The following is a 16,022-nucleotide window of genomic DNA, read 5'->3' as shown; positions in this document are numbered from 1 at the left end:
CGTTCAAAATGGTCAATTTGGGGGCTGTCCCCCATTTGACATTCCGCAGGTCAGCTCGAGGTCAATTTACTGTCCCCAAATTGCCCATTCAGGTCCGCTCGGTTTCTCAGGTGCCGCAGATTGGGGTGAACAAGGAGGGAGGACGCCTAAGGGCGCCGACCGACGAGTGAGCCCCAAGATGCGGTGCCTGAGGAAGCGAGCGTTAGGCGTCCAGGAAGCGGGCGTCGTGCGCATGCTTCTCGATATACTCGCGACGATACTCAACCTGGTTACCCATGAGCTCGCGAACGGCGCGGTCGGCGGCCATGGCGTCGTCGATGGTCACACGCTGCAGGATTCTGGTCTTGGGATCCATGGTGGTCGAAGCGAGCTGCTTGGGGTCCATCTCGCCCAGACCCTTGTAACGCTGGACGGTGTAGCCCTTGCGCTTCTTGGTCACCTTGCCCGTGCTCACGTCGTCATCGGCGTCGTCTGGGTTGAGGCCCAGGCTCTTGATGGTGTCGCGCAGGATCTCGTCCTCGGGCTGACGGCCGTTGGGGTAGACGTAATGGATCTTGTTGCGCACCTTCACGCCAAAGATCGGCGGGCACGCCACGTACACGTAGCCGGCATCGATGAGCGGGCGCATGTACTTGTAGAAGAACGTCAGCAGCAGGATGCGAATATGGGCGCCGTCGACGTCGGCGTCGGTCATGATGATGATCTTGTGGTAGCGCGCCTTGGTGATGTCGAAGTCGCCACCGTCGCCCGAGCTCGTGGTCACGCCCGTGCCGATGGCGGTGATGAGCGACTGGATGGTATCGGAGCTGAACGCGCGGTGATCACCCACGCGCTCGACGTTCAAGATCTTGCCGCGCAGGGGCAGGATCGCCTGGATGTCTCGGCGGCGACCGTCCTTGGCCGAGCCGCCTGCCGAGTCGCCCTCGACGATGAAGAGCTCGGTCATCTCGGCGTCACGCACCGAGCAGTCGGCGAGCTTGCCGGGAAGCGACGCGGTCTCGAGCAGACTCTTGCGGCGCGTGGCCTCGCGGGCCTTGCGCGCGGCGTTGCGCGCCTTCGACGCCTGCTGGGCCTTCTTGACGATCTCGCGGGCCTGCTTGGGATGCTCCTCGAGGTACTCAGAGAGGCCGTCGGCGACGACCTTGCGCACGAGCGTGCGCATGAACGAGCTGCCGAGCTTCGCCTTGGTCTGGCCCTCGAACTGCGGGTCGGCAAGCTTGACCGACACGATCGCGGCGAGGCCCTCGCGCACGTCATCGCCGGTAAGGTTCGTATCCTTCTCCTTGAGCATGCCCTGCTTGCGCGCATAGTCGTTGATGACGCTCGTCAGCGCGGTGCGGAAGCCCTCGAGATGCATGCCGCCCTCGGGCGTGTAGATGTCGTTCGCGAAGCTCATGACGGTTTCGGAGTACGAGGTGTTCCACTGCATGGCGATCTCCACCTCGCCGGTACGCTCGACAGGAGCGTCCGGCTCTGAGCTGCCCGCCAGGTAGATGGGGCGCTTCAGACCGTCGGGGACCTCTTTGCCCTCGTTGAGGAACTTGACGAAGTCGACGATGCCGCCGGCGTAGCAGAACTCATCGACGCGCGGGGCGAGCTCGCGCTCGTCCTTGAGCACGATCTTGAGGTTCTTGTTGAGGAACGCCGTCTCCTGCAGACGGTTGCGCAGGGTCTCGTAGTCGTAGACGGTGGTCTCGAAGATCTCGTCATCGGGCCAGAACGTCGTCGTGGTGCCGGTGGTCTTCGCGTCGCCCACGACCTTCATCTTCTGCGTGGTCTTGCCGCGGGAGAACTGCATCTCGTAGATATGGCCATCGCGCTTGACCTGCACGACCATCTTCTTCGAAAGGGCATTCACCACCGACACGCCGACGCCATGCAGGCCACCCGACACCTTGTAGGCAGAGTTGTCAAACTTGCCGCCCGCATGGAGGATGGTCATGACCACCTCGAGCGTCGGAATCTTCTTCACCGGGTGCTTGTCCACCGGGATGCCTCGGCCGTTGTCCACAACGGTGATGGAGTTGTCGGGGTGCACCGTGACCTCGATCTTGGTGCAGAAGCCCGCCATGGCCTCGTCCACCGAGTTGTCCACGATCTCCCAGACCAGGTGGTGCAGACCGCTCGCGCTCGTCGAGCCAATGTACATGCCCGGGCGCTTGCGGACGGCCTCGAGACCCTCAAGGATCTTAATCTCTGATCCGTCGTACTCGTTTTTCTTCGCCACGTGTTCTCCCTCTCATAAGAAAAGGTGCGTTGATGCTGCAATCCTTTCTATGATAACGGATAAGGCGACGTGTCTGAACGGCATGAACATACCTCTACAAGGCAACCAGAATGGATTTAAGGCTTGTTTTGGGCTTCCTTACCCTTTTTCCACTCAAGACTGGCAGCCATGGCCGATTTAAGGGCGTCTCGGAGGCGACGGTCCTCGATGGGCTCAACCGCGCGTGAAAGCGAGGCAGCCTCATCGTCGGTGAGAGGACACCTGGGCGCAGGCTTCGCCTGAGAGGCGGCTCCGCGAGGTCGCGGGCCCTTGCGCGGGGACCCCTCAGTGGAGCCGTAACCGGGGCGCGAGGTACGAAAGACGAACCCGTCAAGGTCAATCCCCTCGCGCGCCATGCGGGCGCGAATGATCTCGCGAAGCATGGTGAGCTCCTGCGTCCATGCGGGAGCGTCGGCATAAACGAGCAGCTGGTTGGACTCGGGCAGATAGCGAAGGCCCGTCACGTGGCCGCCCTCCCGGGTGCCGCCGCAGACGGCATTCCAGGCACGATAGACCTCACGGGTGCGCTCGGCAGCATGCATCTGTTCGCGGCGCTCGGGCGTCGCCGCGTCTATGATGCGGCTGCGCTCGGCGCCCAAAAAGGCGTCGAGGCCGACGGTCTTGCGTGAACGAAGGGCATCGTCATGTTTCACGTGCAACCCCCTTTCCGACCGGCGCCGACGCGGAGGCGGGGGCGGGGTCGCCTTCCGCGCCGCCGATCTCGATCACGCGGGCGCGCCCGAGCACGTCCGGGGTGAAATACCCCAGATTCGTCGTGGTGATGACGGTCTGGACTTCACCCTCGATTGAACCTAAAAACGCGTCGCGGCGATGGGCGTCGAGCTCGGACATGACGTCGTCGAGCAGCAGTAAGGGCGGACGGCTGAGAATGTCGCGCGTGACCTCCACCTCGGCGACCTTCCACGCGAGCACCAGGCTGCGCTGTTGGCCCTGAGACGCATAGGTCCGCGCGGGACGACCGTCGATGCTGAATGCGACCTCGTCGCGGTGTGGTCCCACCAGCGTCATGCCGCGGCGCCACTCCTCGTCGCGAAGCTCCTCGAGCCTGTGACGGAACTGGTTCTCCAGCTGTTCGCGCAGGGCACCACGGTCTGCAGGCAGCGGGGCATCCTCGGCGCCTTCCTGATTCGCAGAGGGAACGTAGGCGACGTCTGCCTGCTCGTGCGGGGCGATGCTGCCATAGGCGCGCACCAGATGGACGCGGATGCGTTCCAGCAGCGCCATGCGATGGTCCATGAGGGCGGCGCCTGTGGTCACGAGGGCGTCGTCCCAGGCGGCCATAAGGTCGGGGGAGCAAGCGCGTTCGCGCAGCAAGCTGTTGCGCTGCTCGACGATGCGCTCGTAGGTCCCTACGAGCTCGGCATAGCGCTCGTTGAGCTGCATGCCAAAGGCATCGAGCGCGTCGCGGCGCACGCGCGCAGAGCGCTTGACCATGTCAAGGTCGTCGGGACAGAAGAGGACAGACGGCAGGACGCCGCGAACGCCCGAGGCGGCGCAGCGCTTCCCGTTGCGACGAAAAGACCGCTTGCCGTCGGACACCTCGAGCGCCATGTCGATGACACGACCCTCGCCCTCGAGCGTCAGCTCAAGGCGGCAGCGGTCGCAGCCGGCGCGCACGAGCTCTACCGGCGACGGCCGTCGAAACGACCTGCCCGTGGTGAGCAGCTGCAACGCTTCGATGAGATTCGTCTTGCCTACGGCGTTTCTGCCCACAAGCACCGTCACGCCGTCGGCGAGCGCGAGGTCGTACGTCTCGTAGCTTCGATACGAACGCACCGCCAACTCGCGCGCGAAGATCGTCATATCCCCTCCTTCCCGTCAACGATTGATATCAACCCGACGTGTGAGGCCCCCAGCCTAGCGTGCGGCGCGTCGGCACCCCCATGAGGCCCTTCAGATGCCGCAGATTGCCCTGAATGAGGAAGGAGTACGCCTCGGCCAGGAGCGCCCCTCCCGGCGCTGAGGTGCCGTAGGCTGCCCCGAAAGAGGAGGGCGCACGCCGGCACCACGCCCTCTCAATCATTCTTGGGTGCTGAGGTGCCGTGGATCGAGGCGAACGAGGAGGGAGCACGCCTAGCGTGCGGCGACCGACGAGTGAGCCCCGAGGCGCGGTGCCTCAGCGCCCAAGAATTAGATGCGGACGGGCATGACAAGGTACAAATAGTTGATCTTGTCATACGCCTTGAACACGCCCGCGGCAGCATAGCTCTTCAGCTCGAGCGTGATCTCCTTCTCGCGACCGAGCACGTTCAGGCAGCCGAAGATGTAGTGATAGTTGAAGGCGATCACACCGCTTTCGCCCTCGACCTCGACGTCGATCGTCTCCTGCGCGAGGTCCTGGTCGTTCGAGATCGACGAAAGCGACAGCGTGCCCGCCTGCGCATCGACCTCGAACTTGACGGCGGGGTTGGTGGTCGCGATGACCGCGACGCGCTTCAGGGCGGCCGAGAAGGCGTCGACATCGATCTTCACGCTCGTCACACATGAATCGGGGATGAGCTGCTTGTAGTTGGGATACATGCCCTCGATGCGGCGCGAGACGTAGCAGGTGTTGCCCGCTTCGAAGACCACCTGAGTATCGGTCGCACCCACCATGATCTGCGGCTGGTCGCTCATGATGGACAGCGCGTCGTTGAAGGCCTCGGCCGGAACATTGAGCTCGAAGCTTCCCTCAAGCGACGACGTCTCAACCTGGGTGTCGACCACGGCAAGTCGGAAGGAGTCGGTCGCGACGAGGCGGATCGTGTTGTTTTCGACCGTCATGTGGACGCCGCCCAGGATAGGACGGGCCTTGTCGTTCGAGGTGACGCGCCACACGCGGGCGACCATCTCGGTCAGCAGGTTGGTCGGCAGCTCCACGGCCGCCTCGATGGCGTAGGTGGGGAACTCGGGGAAGTCGGCGGCGTCAAGCGTATTCAGGCGGAAACGGCTCTTCTCGCAGCTGATCAGCACCTGACGATCGGCCTGCTCGAATCGCACCGGGGCGTCGGGAAGCGTTTTGGTGATGTTGGAGAGCATCTTGCAGGGAATCACCATCTCGCCTGGCTCCTCAACATGTGCGGCGATGCGGTGACGGATAGATATGGTGTAGTTTGACGTCTGGAATTCGAGCACGCCGTCCATAGCCCGCACCAGCACGCCGGAGAGGATGGGAAGCGTCGACGCGTTGGCGACACCCTTCGACACGATTGCGATGGCGTCTGACAACGAGCTCTGGCTTACGGTGAACTTCATGGCGCTCCCTTTCTTTATATCTATAGAGATATATCTTTCATAATAGTAATAAGACCGTGGACGGTGTGGGCAACTAGCAAACGGGCAGGTCGCGGCTCATAGAGTTGTTGACCTTCCCATGTTGAGAACAGGGGTGGTTATCAACAGCCACGAACACCCTCCCCAATTCTCCACGTACGGCATCGACTTCTCAACACCCTTTCCCGCTCCTTTTCACACCTTGTCCCTGCACGCCGAGCGTGCTGGCTAGTAACGCCTGCGCCCGCTATGAGCGCAGGATGATCTTGTTGCGCAGCAGCTGAAGGTCCTCGACGAGGCTGCGGTCCTCTTTAACCTTCTTTTCGATGACCTTGATGGAGTTGAGGACGGTCGAATGGTCGCGGCCGCCAAACTCGGCGCCCACCATGGGGGTGGTCATCTCGCACATGTCCATGGCGAGATAGACGGCCACGTGGCGTGCGAAGGCGATGTTTGCCGGACGCCGGGGTCCGATGAGGTCCTCATGGCTTACGTGATAGAACTCCTCGACGACGGCCTGCACAGTGTCGACGTGGATCTTCTTGTGCGCCGTGTCGAAGTATTCGTTCGCGATGCGGTCGATGTCGTCGCCGGTGAGCTCCTGGCCAGCCTGCTCCTTCTCGAACGAGTCGCCCGCGCAGCGCTCGCAGAAGCTTTCGAGCTCGCGGATGTTGGTGCCCGAGATCTCGGCCATATGCCGCAGCTGCTCGTCGGTGAGGTGTCCCCCTCCCGAGCGGATGGTTCCCAGCAGCGAATCGTCGCCGGTGCCTGCGGTGCGCTCCGCCTCGGCGGCAGGCAGGATGGTGTGCTCGTAGTAGCGCTTGAGGATGGTGTACTTCATCTCGAAGCCCGGCTCGGACACCAGGCAGAGCATGCCGGCGTTGAAGCGGCTGGTGAGACGCTCGTCCATGCCGAGTTTCTTGGGTGCGCGGTCCGATGCGATCACGATCTTCTTGTTGTCTCGGATGAACTCGTCCATGAGACGGAAGAAGTATTCGATGCTCGCCGTCTTGCCGATGATGTTCTGGATGTCGTCGATGATGAGCACATCGGCATCGTGGTAGTCGCGCAGGATGGCGCGTCCCTCGGTCTTCTGGATGGCGACTTCGTTGATGAAGTCGTCGATATAAGCCTGGGAGTTCGCATACTTCACGCGGATGTAGGGCTTCGTCTCGTTGAGATAGTTCTTTATCGCGAGCAGCAGGTGCGTCTTGCCAAGGCCAGAGTTTCCATAGATGAACAGCGACGTGCAGCTGCCAGGCTCCTCGGCCATGGCGGCAAAGCGGACGGCCGACTGGTAGGCATGCTTGTTCTCGTCGCCATAGACGAAGTTCTCGAACGTGAACTTCGAGTTGGCGTGCGCCTGGTGCGCCGGGGCGCTTTCGGGCTCTGGCGACGGCGCGACGGGTGCGGGGGTTCCTGCACGACGCGCCTGCTCCTCGCCCTTCATGGTGGCGACCATCTTGCGAAACGCCTCGGGCGAAAGCGTGTTGGTGACCGTGACCTTGGTGTCCGCTGCGGCAGTGAAGGGCGACGGCGCCGCCTCCAGTGTGGATGCTGCCGGCCTCGCAGGCATGGCATCGACGGGCGTCGCGACCGCAGGCTCGGCTATCGGAGCGCTCTCGGGATAGGCCATGGTCGCCGAGGCGGCCGGCGCATGCGCCTCCGGGGCAGCGCTTCGCTCGACGGACGGTGCGGGCGCGACGGGCGTCTGCGAGGTGGCGGCGGGATCTTGCGGAACTGTCACATGCAACGACAGGGGGCAAAACGCGATCTCCTCCAGATAGCGTTCGATGATCTCGCGCTGCTTCATGAGGTAGGCATAGGCGAAGCGGGAGGGCGCCTCGATGGTGAGGCTCTCGTCGGTGAGCTCGAGCGGCAGTGATTGGGCAAGCATGTTGATAAGACGGGCGTCGCGTCCGTCTCTCCTGCAAAACGAGATGGTGTCGTCTAGGATGATTTTCGCCTCGTTGTCCATGTCGCCTTCCGCCCAATTCTCCTCAGCTTGCCGCCGGTAACCTCAGCCTTGTCCCGTGGTTTATGCAGCAGCGGTCACTGGGACCGGGTCCACGACGATCCCAGCTCGGTGAGGTGATACTTTTGGCCGTGTTTTACCACGAATCCGCATTCATTCAGTGTAGCAAGCTCTCGTGACCACGTGGGACCCGAGTGCCCAAACGCCGTTGCCAGGTCGGTGGGCCCTGCCTGCCCGTGCTCCAGGAGAAACGCCAGCGCCAGGCGTCCGCGCTCGCTTACGTAGGGCCCGCTTGTCATACCTGTAGCCTCCGTGCCTTGGGGCGCCGAACCATAGGCTTGACCAGCCGGTTGTTGAATTGTGGAAAACTGATGGTAGGGCTGTTGATAACCGAAGGGATATCCTGCGGCGCCCGGTTGGGCCTGCCACGCCGGCGTCGCATAGGACTGAGTGGGATACGCCGGATTCCATCCGGGCCAGTAGCCCTGCTGTCCCCAGCTCCCTTGCGGTGCGGGGTATCCCGCGGGCGGCATGTATCCCGGAGTTCCCGGCGTTGCCTGGGGATATGTTCCGTTGCCTACGTTACCAGCGGCTTGCGGGTTCTGTGCGCCGCCCGTCTCCGGAGATGGCGCCGGGGCATAAGGCGCGGCCTCCGGTCCTGCCCAGGGTGCCGCGGCGGGCGTTGCGCTGGGTGCGGTGCCATCCGGCGTGTACGGGGCGGACTCGCTGGGCATGGGCGTCATCTGCTGAGGGCTCGGCGTCGCCTGGGACAGGCCCTGCTGTTGCGGCGCCTGTCCCTGTACAGTCCCTCCCCGCACCGCCGCGCCGCGCGAGGCGGTTGCGCGAATCTCGCTTACGCGCGCCGGGTCCAGGCTCACGGTCACGACCGTGCCGGCGCCCAGGTTGTCTTCAATCGACACGGCGCCCCCGGCGGCTTCAAGGTATTGCTGCACCATGGGAAAGCCCGCGCCGGTGCCTCGGATATAGCGCTTCATATCTCGGTCTGCCGACGTCACGCCAAACTCAAAGGCGCGCTCCTTGTCGGCGATGCCGGGCCCTTGGTCGGCGAAGCGGATGGTGTTGCCCCCATCGAGAATCGAGATGATGGGCTCGACGAAGTGGGCGTGGATGAAGTTCTCGACGATCTCTCTGATCACCATGAGCGAGACGTTGCCGCCCTGTTCTTTCATGCAGCGGTACACCGTGTTGGTTACCTCTTCAAGATAGGGGCGCACTTCGTTGGGCTCTATCACCACGACACGCGGCGTAGAGAACATGTCGTCATAGATGGCGATACGCGTCGCGAAGGCAGCCCGTGGCGCCTCGGTGCCGAGGGGCTCGTCGGCGCGTTCCGTGGTGTCGGCTTCGCCGGTGATGTGGCTGTTGTCCGGTGCTCGGTCGCCCGAGTCCACGAAGGGATAGAAGTCGTCTGCCATGGTTTCTCAATCTTTCACGCGGTTTCAGCAAGATAGTAGCTCACCGTGGACAGTTACACATCTTTCCACAACTTTTCAAAACCTGTTGAAAAGTGAAGAAAGATTGCGAAAAGTTATCAACAACTTCCACTGAGCCTGTGGAAATGTGCGTGAAAGAATATGAAATAATTCACCCGCGCTGTTCAAAGCGTGCAAATCTTGCCGTTCACCTGTGGTGACTTCGGGATATATGCAATTGTTTTGTTGACATCCGCGCGCGGTATTCCATACAATCTGAAAGCTCTAGTGCCTGTTAATTGGCCTTTCATTGATTGCAAGAAATGCAGCAGGAGGACAACGATGAAACGTACCTATCAGCCGAACAAGCGTAAGCGCGCCAAGACTCACGGTTTCCGCGCTCGTATGGCAACCAAGGGCGGCCGCGCTGTGCTGGCCCGTCGTCGCGCCAAGGGTCGCAAGCGCCTCACCGTCTAGTAGACATAGTTCGTATGAGGACCATCAAGTCCAAGATGGATTTTGAGCGCGTGTTCACCCAGGGACGGCGCTATAACCATCCCTTGATGCGAATGGTTATATGTGATTCTTTGAGCGAAGGCGATCCAGGACGGGTCGCCTTCGCTGCACCAAAGCGCCTTGGCTGCGCCGTGGTGCGCAACCGTTCCAAGCGGGTGCTCCGCGAGGTCGCGCGGCATCACGGCTTTCCCGCCGAGGGTCGCGAGATCATTCTGTTTGCCACGCGCGGCACCGCTGCGGCCCGACCCGAAGAACTTGCGGGAGCCTTGCAGTCGCTGTGTAAGCGGGCGGGTCTTGATGGCTAAGGGGGCATGGCACACGTTTGCGCGCCGCGTCGCGGTGGCGCCCATTCGGCTGTATCAGCGGTTTATCTCGCCGATGCTTCCGGCTTCGTGCATCTACACCCCTACGTGTTCACAATATGCCGTCGAGGCGATTCGGCGTCACGGCATTGTAAAGGGCGGCTGGCTGGCGGTTCGGCGCATCGTACGATGCAACCCGCTCCACGCCGGCGGCTACGACCCCGTGCCCTAGGTGCACGGTAACTCGGAGGTTAACTACACATGTGGGATTGGATCGTCAACATTCTCTTCCAGATCCTCGCGGTCATTCAGAGCTTTGCGGTCGACTGGGGACTGTCGATCATCATCCTGGTGCTCATTGTGCGTCTTATCCTGACGCCGCTGCTGCTGAAGTCCACGAAGTCCACTGCGCGCATGCAGGTGCTGCAGCCTAAGCTCATGGAGATTCAGGAGCGTTATGCCGACGATCCGCAGCGCATGAACGAGGAGATGCAGAAGTTCTATTCCGAGAACAAGTTCAACCCGTTTGGCGGGTGCCTGCCGCTCCTTATTCAGATGCCTATCCTGTTCGCGCTCTTTACGCTGCTGCGCGACCTGCCTTCGTATTTCGGCGGCAGCGATGTGCCGTTCTCGTTCTATAACATCCTGCCCGATCTGACCGCTACGCCTGCTGGTACGTTTGCCCAGGGTATTACTGTTGCGCTTCCGTACATCATCGCGCTGCTGCTGTTTGCCGTGCTGACGCTCATCCCGCAGCTGTATAGCGCTCGTAACCAGACCGGCGCCCAGGCTTCTACCATGCGTACGACATCTGTCGTCATGGCTATCATGATGCTGTTCATCGGTTGGGGACTTCCCGCCGGCGTTCTTCTGTACTATGACGTTTCTACGCTGTGGCAGGTTGTCCAGCAGGTGTTCGTTACGCAGCGCGTCATGGAGAAGGCGAAGGCCGAGGAAGAGGCCCGTCTTGCGAATGCTCCCATCGAGGTCGATGTGGTGCGTCGTGAGCGCAAGCAGCGTCCGCACAAGAAGAACTAATTAGGTACCTAACTAATTGGAGTTCATATGGATGACGTCATGAATGAAGCCCAGGAGGTCGCTCCTTCTGGAGAGTATCCCGAGCTTGCGGCTCGTTATAAGGCTGGTGAGCCGCTCACCGACGAGGATTTGGATACGATTGCAGACCTTTCGATTTCGATTCTCCGCGAGCTGCTCGGCTTCTTTGGTGCCGAGGGTTCGCCCATTGACGAGTATGAGGGCGACGATGATGACCTCATACTTGATGTGACGGCTCCTGATCTTGCCGTCCTCATCGGTCGCCATGGGCGCACACTCGAAGCTCTTCAGACGCTCTTTTCACTTATGGTGAGCAAAAAGCTCGGTTTTCGTTATCCAGTGTCTGTGGACATCGAGGGATATAAGAGCCGACGTCATGACAAGGTCACTGCAATGGCAACCTCTGCAGCTGCCCGTGCTGTTCGCCAGCATACGACAGTGACCCTGCCGCCTATGAACGCCTATGAGCGTCGTCTCGTACACATTGCCCTGCGTGATAACGTTCAGGTTGAAACTCATTCCGAGGGTACCGATCCCGATCGTCATGTTGTGATTTCCTTGGTGTAACTCCTGACGTTCATCGATGAGTTTGGGGAGCGCTGCGGCGCTCCCTTTTTTGTCTCAGATTCTTGTTACACTGATTTCAGTCACTTGAAAGGTGTTGATATGACTGGTTCCGTAGACTCTTTGAATAGAGTTTCTCAGGCATCTTTGGTTGATGAGCTTAAGTCGTTGACTCAGGATGCTGGGATTGATTTGACAGACCACCAGCTGAATCAGCTTGTTGAGCATTTGCTTCTTGTTATCGAGAAGAACGCTTCACTTAACCTGACAAGAATCACTTCACCGACTGAGGCCCTGGTCTTACATATTCTGGACTCACTGCTACTTGCCGATGCCTGTTCTCAGGCTCCTGATGGTCGTTATCTTGATATGGGTACCGGTGCTGGTTTTCCAGGAATCCCTCTGAGAATTGTATCCGCGCGAGACGCCGTGTTGCTTGACTCTGTTGGCAAGAAGGTCGCTGCTGTACAAGAGTTCTGTGATCAGCTTCACCTTGACAGAGTTGAGTGTGTTCATGCGCGTCTTGAGGATTATGCTGTTGAACATCTGAATGGGTTTGCTGTCATCACTGCTCGTGCCGTCGCTTCGCTTCCGGTGTTGATTGAGTATGCAACTCCGTTGCTTCAGCGAGGCGGTCTCTTTGTTGCTGCGAAGGCTCGACCTGAAGAGTCTGAGCTTGAGGCTGGTGATCGTGCCGCTGATATTTGTGGTTTGAGGCGTGTTGCTTATTCTGAATTTGAGCTTCCGAATGAGTTGGGTCATCGTACGGTGATCGTGTATCAATCGGTGTCCCGACCTTCTTGCAAGCTTCCACGACAGGCTGGTGCTGCCAAACGCCATCCTTTGGGATAGATTGTTTTGATCTGATCTGATCCGATTGAGTGATTCTTTGCCTTAGTATTCGTTCAGCACTTTTCATATTTCAGTTTTCTTTAGAATGCCCTGACGTTTCACGTGAAACGTCAGGGCATTCTGCATTTCTCGACGTTGTGTATTACCATTCTGAATTACGAAAGAGAGACTACTGAATACAGTAATAGCGAAATAGATTACAACTACGATATAAGTAATTAGAGTATTGATCTTATGTAAGTGTCTGCGTTGATTGCAATATAACGCAAGAATGAGCAAACTCAGGTTTACCGTTGAAATTGTTTGATTGTTGAACTCAATTCAGTTGAGAGTTTGAATGACACTTTTGAATAGTTTAGTCCTGCATGTTTCACGTGAAACATGCACGTATGGTCGTGAAACTTGTATAAATTCATTAGTTGAATTGCTGATTTGTTCCACCAACACGATTCTTAACTTAAATTCACCTTCGTCTATCTGAGAAATGCTCTTGCTTCATAGTTTCACGTGAAACATAATGGATTCTGGAGATTAGGAACGTCATGTTTCACGTGAAACATCCTCCATCGAGCCGATGAACGCACTAAAACCGTAGAAATGGGAGGAATAGTGGGATTCCGAGACGTAAAGCGGTCGAAAAGCGCTAAAAAGACGCGTGTAATCGCCATCATCAACCAGAAAGGTGGTGTGGGCAAGTCAACAACAGCTGTTAATTTGTCTGCAGCATTAGGAGAAATGAATCGAAAGACACTTCTGGTTGACTTTGACCCTCAGGGAAACAGTACAAGCGGCCTTGGTGTTGAAAAAGAAGATCTTGAGCAGTGTGTATATGACGCGCTGCTCAATGATGTGCCTGTTGAGGACCTCATTCATGATACAGAGAGCAAGAAAGTGTTTGTAGTGCCAGCAACAATTCAGTTGGCAGGTGCTGAAGTTGAGCTTGTCTCGGCAATGGCACGCGAAACAAGGTTAAAAGAGGCTCTTGAGCCGGTGAAAGATGCATTTGACTTCATTTTCATCGACTGTCCCCCGTCGCTCGGTCTGCTGACAATCAATGCTTTAACTGCAGCAGACAGCGTTTTGATCCCTATTCAGTGTGAGTATTACGCACTTGAAGGCGTAACAAAGCTGTTGGAGTCGATGAAGATGGTAAAGGGGCGCTTGAACAAGGAATTGGATACATATGGCGTCCTTCTGACCATGTTTGATTCTCGTACTTCGCTTTCGAATCAGGTTGTTGAAGAAGTCCGCAACTATTTTGGCGATACAACCTTTAAAACGTTGATTCCTAGAACGGTAAAGCTCTCCGAAGCGCCATCGTATGGCATGCCTGTGATCTCATATGCTCCAAACAACAAGGGTGCTAAGGCATACATGTCATTAGCTAAAGAGGTGATCAACCGTGCCTAGTCCAAAGCGAAAAAGTGGTCTCGGAAAAGGTTTGAACGCGCTTATGGGCGAGGCTCAAACTGAAACGGGAAGCGCTGCTGCTAAGCAGACTGTTCCTATTGAGGATATTACTCCGAACCCAAATCAACCGCGTGTGCATTTCAATGAATCGGAACTTCGGGAGCTGAGCAACTCTATAGCAGAGCATGGAATTCTACAGCCGTTGCTTCTTCGTCGAAAAGGTAAGGGTTACGAAATCATCGCCGGAGAGCGCCGGTACCAGGCAGCTAAGCTTGCTGGTCTTGAGGAAGTTCCTGCGGTTGTGCGAGATGTTGACGATCAGGAAATGCTCGCTCTGGCACTCATCGAGAATCTTCAGCGTTCCGACTTGAATCCTATTGAAGAAGCTAAGGGTTATAAGCAGCTCATCGATGCGAGCGGGATGACTCAGGAAGCTCTGTCGAAGGCAGTATCTAAGTCACGTTCTGCGATCACCAATAGCCTCCGTTTGCTTGACCTTCCTGCTCCTGTTCAGGACATGATTTTTGCAGGCCAGCTTACTGCTGGTCATGCGAGGGCAATCCTTGCGGTTCCCTATGAGGATGCAAGAATCAGGCTCGCAGAAAAGGTTGTAAAGGAAGGACTGTCCGTTCGTGCGACTGAAAACCTTGCACCATTGTTTTCAGTCGGCGATGCACCACGAGCACCAAGAACGGTGACACCGCAGTCGTTCAAGAAGGCTGCAAGAGTTCTGCGTCAGGCTCTTAATACCAATGTGAAGGTCAAGAGTCTACGTGGCAAGAATAAGATTGAGATTGAATTTAAAGACGAGGATGAGTTGGACTCGCTGCTAGCACAGATCGTCCAGGAGTCATCGGGAACAGTTGAGATGGATGAGGGCTGATAGCTATGAAGGGGTTTGCAGGGGCTATTGCATTTACGGTGACGGTAGCAGCAACGTCATATGTGTCGTATCGTCTAATGACGGACCGTGAGCTTCGGACCAAGCTGATTGCTAAGGCGCGGTCGGTCATGTCTACCACAAAGCAAACGGTCGATGGAATGTCGGAAGAGGTTGCACTGCGCACAGCACAGATGACGCGCAATCCAAAGATCAACCAGCAGTGGGTTGCACAGCAATGGGAATCTGTTGGATATTAAGTAATATTTAGGTACCTAAGTATTTGGGTTAGACATACATCACGAACGGTTAGGATCTCCTGATACCAACGAGCCCCCATGTTTCACGTAAAACATGGGGGCTCGTCATGTGAAGCAGCAACAAGAGGCTCAAAGGATGAGCCCGATGCAAATATGATTATTTATGGGTCGTAAGACGCTGCTTGAGCTGACCGCAGGCCGCGTCGATGTCACTCCCCCGCGATACACGAATGGTCGTCTCGACGCCGCGCGTCATCAGCCTCCGCTGAAGCTCTTCGACCTTCTTCTGCGGCGACGGCTTAAAGGGGCTGTCGCGAATGTCGTTCAGCTGAATAAGGTTAACGTGACACAACGTTCCTTCGCAGAAGTCGCAGAGCGCTCGCATTTCGGGATCGGTGTCGTTGACTCCCTCAATCATGGCGTATTCGTACGTCGGGCGTCGTCCGGTCTTTTCGGTGTAGTTCTGCAGGGCTTCATACAGGCGCGGCAGCGTGTATTTCTTAACACCGGGCATGAGCTGGTTGCGAGTCTGCTGGATGGCGGAGTGCAGAGAGATGGCAAGGGTGAACTGCTCGGGAAGTTCGGCAAACTGACGAATGCGAGGAATGATGCCGCAGGTAGAAACGGTGAGATGACGTGCCCCGATATTCGGGCCGTGCTCTGCGTTGAGCTTGCGCAGCGCTTCGACCGTGGCGTCGAAGTTATTGAAAGGTTCTCCCTGACCCATGAAGACGACGCTGGTCACGCGCTCGTTGAAGTCATTGGCAACGTGGAGCACCTGATCGACCATCTCCTGGGCGGTAAGCGAACGGGTAAGCCCCGCAAGGCCGGTGGCGCAGAAGACGCAACCCATTGCGCAGCCAGCCTGTGTCGAGATGCATACTGCGAGCTTCGAGCGGCTTGGCATGGCGACCGTCTCGACGGCGACGCCATCGGAGAAGCGGAGTAGGTACTTACGCGATCCATCTGCCGAGACCTGTCGTGCAACCTCTTCGGGCAGGTTGAACGTAAAGGACTGGGCAAGCTGCTCGCGCAGGGACTTAGGAACATTCGTCATCTCGTCAAACGAACTGATGTTCTTATCAAAGACCCACTCTATGACCTGCTTGGTGCGAAAGGCCGGCTGCTTCAAGTCGCGCAGAAGGACGCCCAGCTCATCGGGGGTAAGAGAGCGGATGTCGGGGCGCTTGTTTGTTTCTTCCATTGCATACCTTTCAATGGTGGAACCGAATCGT

At 58.0% G+C, this 16,022-nt stretch carries 16 protein-coding genes; 9 read left to right on the top strand and 7 right to left on the bottom strand.

Features of this window, described 5'->3' with window-relative positions; genetic code table 11:
* Nucleotides 1-202 precede the first annotated feature (202 nt).
* From gyrB to B5F33_RS02435, 6 genes are all read right to left on the bottom strand, one after another.
* The gene (gene gyrB / locus B5F33_RS02460) at nucleotides 203-2,227 is read right to left on the bottom strand and encodes a DNA topoisomerase (ATP-hydrolyzing) subunit B (protein ID WP_087410214.1); all 2,025 of its coding nucleotides are present in this window, start codon (nucleotides 2,225-2,227) and stop codon (nucleotides 203-205) included.
* A 116-nt stretch (nucleotides 2,228-2,343) separates the two neighbouring features.
* A complete protein-coding gene (locus tag B5F33_RS02455; protein ID WP_239284676.1) occupies nucleotides 2,344-2,919 on the bottom strand; it encodes a DciA family protein in 576 nt (191 codons plus the stop codon).
* Nucleotides 2,909-4,090, bottom strand: a complete 1,182-nt coding sequence (recF, locus tag B5F33_RS02450; RefSeq protein WP_087410213.1) for a DNA replication and repair protein RecF — start codon at nucleotides 4,088-4,090, stop codon at nucleotides 2,909-2,911. Before recF ends, B5F33_RS02455 begins: the two co-directional genes overlap by 11 nt.
* A 327-nt stretch (nucleotides 4,091-4,417) precedes the next feature.
* On the bottom strand, nucleotides 4,418-5,521 hold the full coding sequence (gene dnaN / locus B5F33_RS02445; protein WP_087410212.1) for a DNA polymerase III subunit beta: 1,104 nt from the start codon (nucleotides 5,519-5,521) through the stop codon (nucleotides 4,418-4,420).
* Between the two features lie 265 nt (nucleotides 5,522-5,786).
* Nucleotides 5,787-7,517, bottom strand: coding sequence for a DnaA/Hda family protein (locus B5F33_RS02440; RefSeq protein WP_087410211.1), 1,731 nt, complete (start codon nucleotides 7,515-7,517; stop codon nucleotides 5,787-5,789).
* A gap of 74 nt (nucleotides 7,518-7,591) precedes the next feature.
* Nucleotides 7,592-8,950 carry an ATP-binding protein gene (locus tag B5F33_RS02435; RefSeq protein WP_087410210.1) on the bottom strand — a complete coding sequence of 453 codons (1,359 nt, stop codon included), beginning with the start codon at nucleotides 8,948-8,950 and terminating at the stop codon, nucleotides 7,592-7,594.
* Between the two features lie 339 nt (nucleotides 8,951-9,289).
* On the opposite strand from B5F33_RS02435, the gene rpmH reads away from it, so the two are divergent.
* The 9 genes from rpmH to B5F33_RS11060 all read left to right on the top strand — a co-directional run bounded on the left by rpmH (nucleotide 9,290) and on the right by B5F33_RS11060 (nucleotide 14,787).
* Nucleotides 9,290-9,424: a 50S ribosomal protein L34 gene (gene rpmH, locus B5F33_RS02430; protein WP_019127408.1), complete on the top strand. Its 135-nt coding sequence runs from the start codon at nucleotides 9,290-9,292 to the stop codon at nucleotides 9,422-9,424.
* A 14-nt stretch (nucleotides 9,425-9,438) separates the two neighbouring features.
* Nucleotides 9,439-9,768 (top strand): ribonuclease P protein component, encoded by a 330-nt coding sequence (gene rnpA, locus B5F33_RS02425; protein WP_087410209.1) that lies wholly within the window; start codon nucleotides 9,439-9,441, stop codon nucleotides 9,766-9,768.
* Nucleotides 9,761-9,997 carry a membrane protein insertion efficiency factor YidD gene (yidD, locus tag B5F33_RS02420; protein WP_087410208.1) on the top strand — a complete coding sequence of 79 codons (237 nt, stop codon included), beginning with the start codon at nucleotides 9,761-9,763 and terminating at the stop codon, nucleotides 9,995-9,997. The genes rnpA and yidD overlap by 8 nt, the downstream gene beginning before the upstream one ends.
* A 29-nt stretch (nucleotides 9,998-10,026) precedes the next feature.
* On the top strand, nucleotides 10,027-10,803 hold the full coding sequence (locus tag B5F33_RS02415) for a YidC/Oxa1 family membrane protein insertase (RefSeq protein ID WP_087410207.1): 777 nt from the start codon (nucleotides 10,027-10,029) through the stop codon (nucleotides 10,801-10,803).
* Between the two features lie 27 nt (nucleotides 10,804-10,830).
* Nucleotides 10,831-11,388, top strand: a complete 558-nt coding sequence (locus B5F33_RS02410; protein ID WP_239284674.1) for a R3H domain-containing nucleic acid-binding protein — start codon at nucleotides 10,831-10,833, stop codon at nucleotides 11,386-11,388.
* 99 nt (nucleotides 11,389-11,487) lie between these two features.
* On the top strand, nucleotides 11,488-12,237 hold the full coding sequence (gene rsmG / locus B5F33_RS02405) for a 16S rRNA (guanine(527)-N(7))-methyltransferase RsmG (RefSeq protein ID WP_087410206.1): 750 nt from the start codon (nucleotides 11,488-11,490) through the stop codon (nucleotides 12,235-12,237).
* A gap of 609 nt (nucleotides 12,238-12,846) precedes the next feature.
* A complete protein-coding gene (locus B5F33_RS02400; protein WP_087410205.1) occupies nucleotides 12,847-13,647 on the top strand; it encodes an AAA family ATPase in 801 nt (266 codons plus the stop codon).
* A 43-nt stretch (nucleotides 13,648-13,690) separates the two neighbouring features.
* On the top strand, nucleotides 13,691-14,530 hold the full coding sequence (locus B5F33_RS02395; protein ID WP_087410204.1) for a ParB/RepB/Spo0J family partition protein: 840 nt from the start codon (nucleotides 13,691-13,693) through the stop codon (nucleotides 14,528-14,530).
* A 128-nt stretch (nucleotides 14,531-14,658) separates the two neighbouring features.
* Nucleotides 14,659-14,787, top strand: a complete 129-nt coding sequence (locus tag B5F33_RS11060) for a hypothetical protein (RefSeq protein WP_255376236.1) — start codon at nucleotides 14,659-14,661, stop codon at nucleotides 14,785-14,787.
* 157 nt (nucleotides 14,788-14,944) lie between these two features.
* Here the strand turns inward: B5F33_RS11060 and rlmN are convergent, their stop codons facing one another.
* Nucleotides 14,945-15,991, bottom strand: coding sequence for a 23S rRNA (adenine(2503)-C(2))-methyltransferase RlmN (gene rlmN / locus B5F33_RS02385; protein WP_087410202.1), 1,047 nt, complete (start codon nucleotides 15,989-15,991; stop codon nucleotides 14,945-14,947).
* Nucleotides 15,992-16,022: the final 31 nt, after the last annotated feature.

The organism is Collinsella sp. An2, from assembly GCF_002160065.1.
Taxonomy (GTDB): domain Bacteria; phylum Actinomycetota; class Coriobacteriia; order Coriobacteriales; family Coriobacteriaceae; genus Limicola.
The sequence above is the reverse complement of the archived record's forward strand: the minus strand, read 5'-3'. Positions and strand labels throughout refer to the sequence as shown.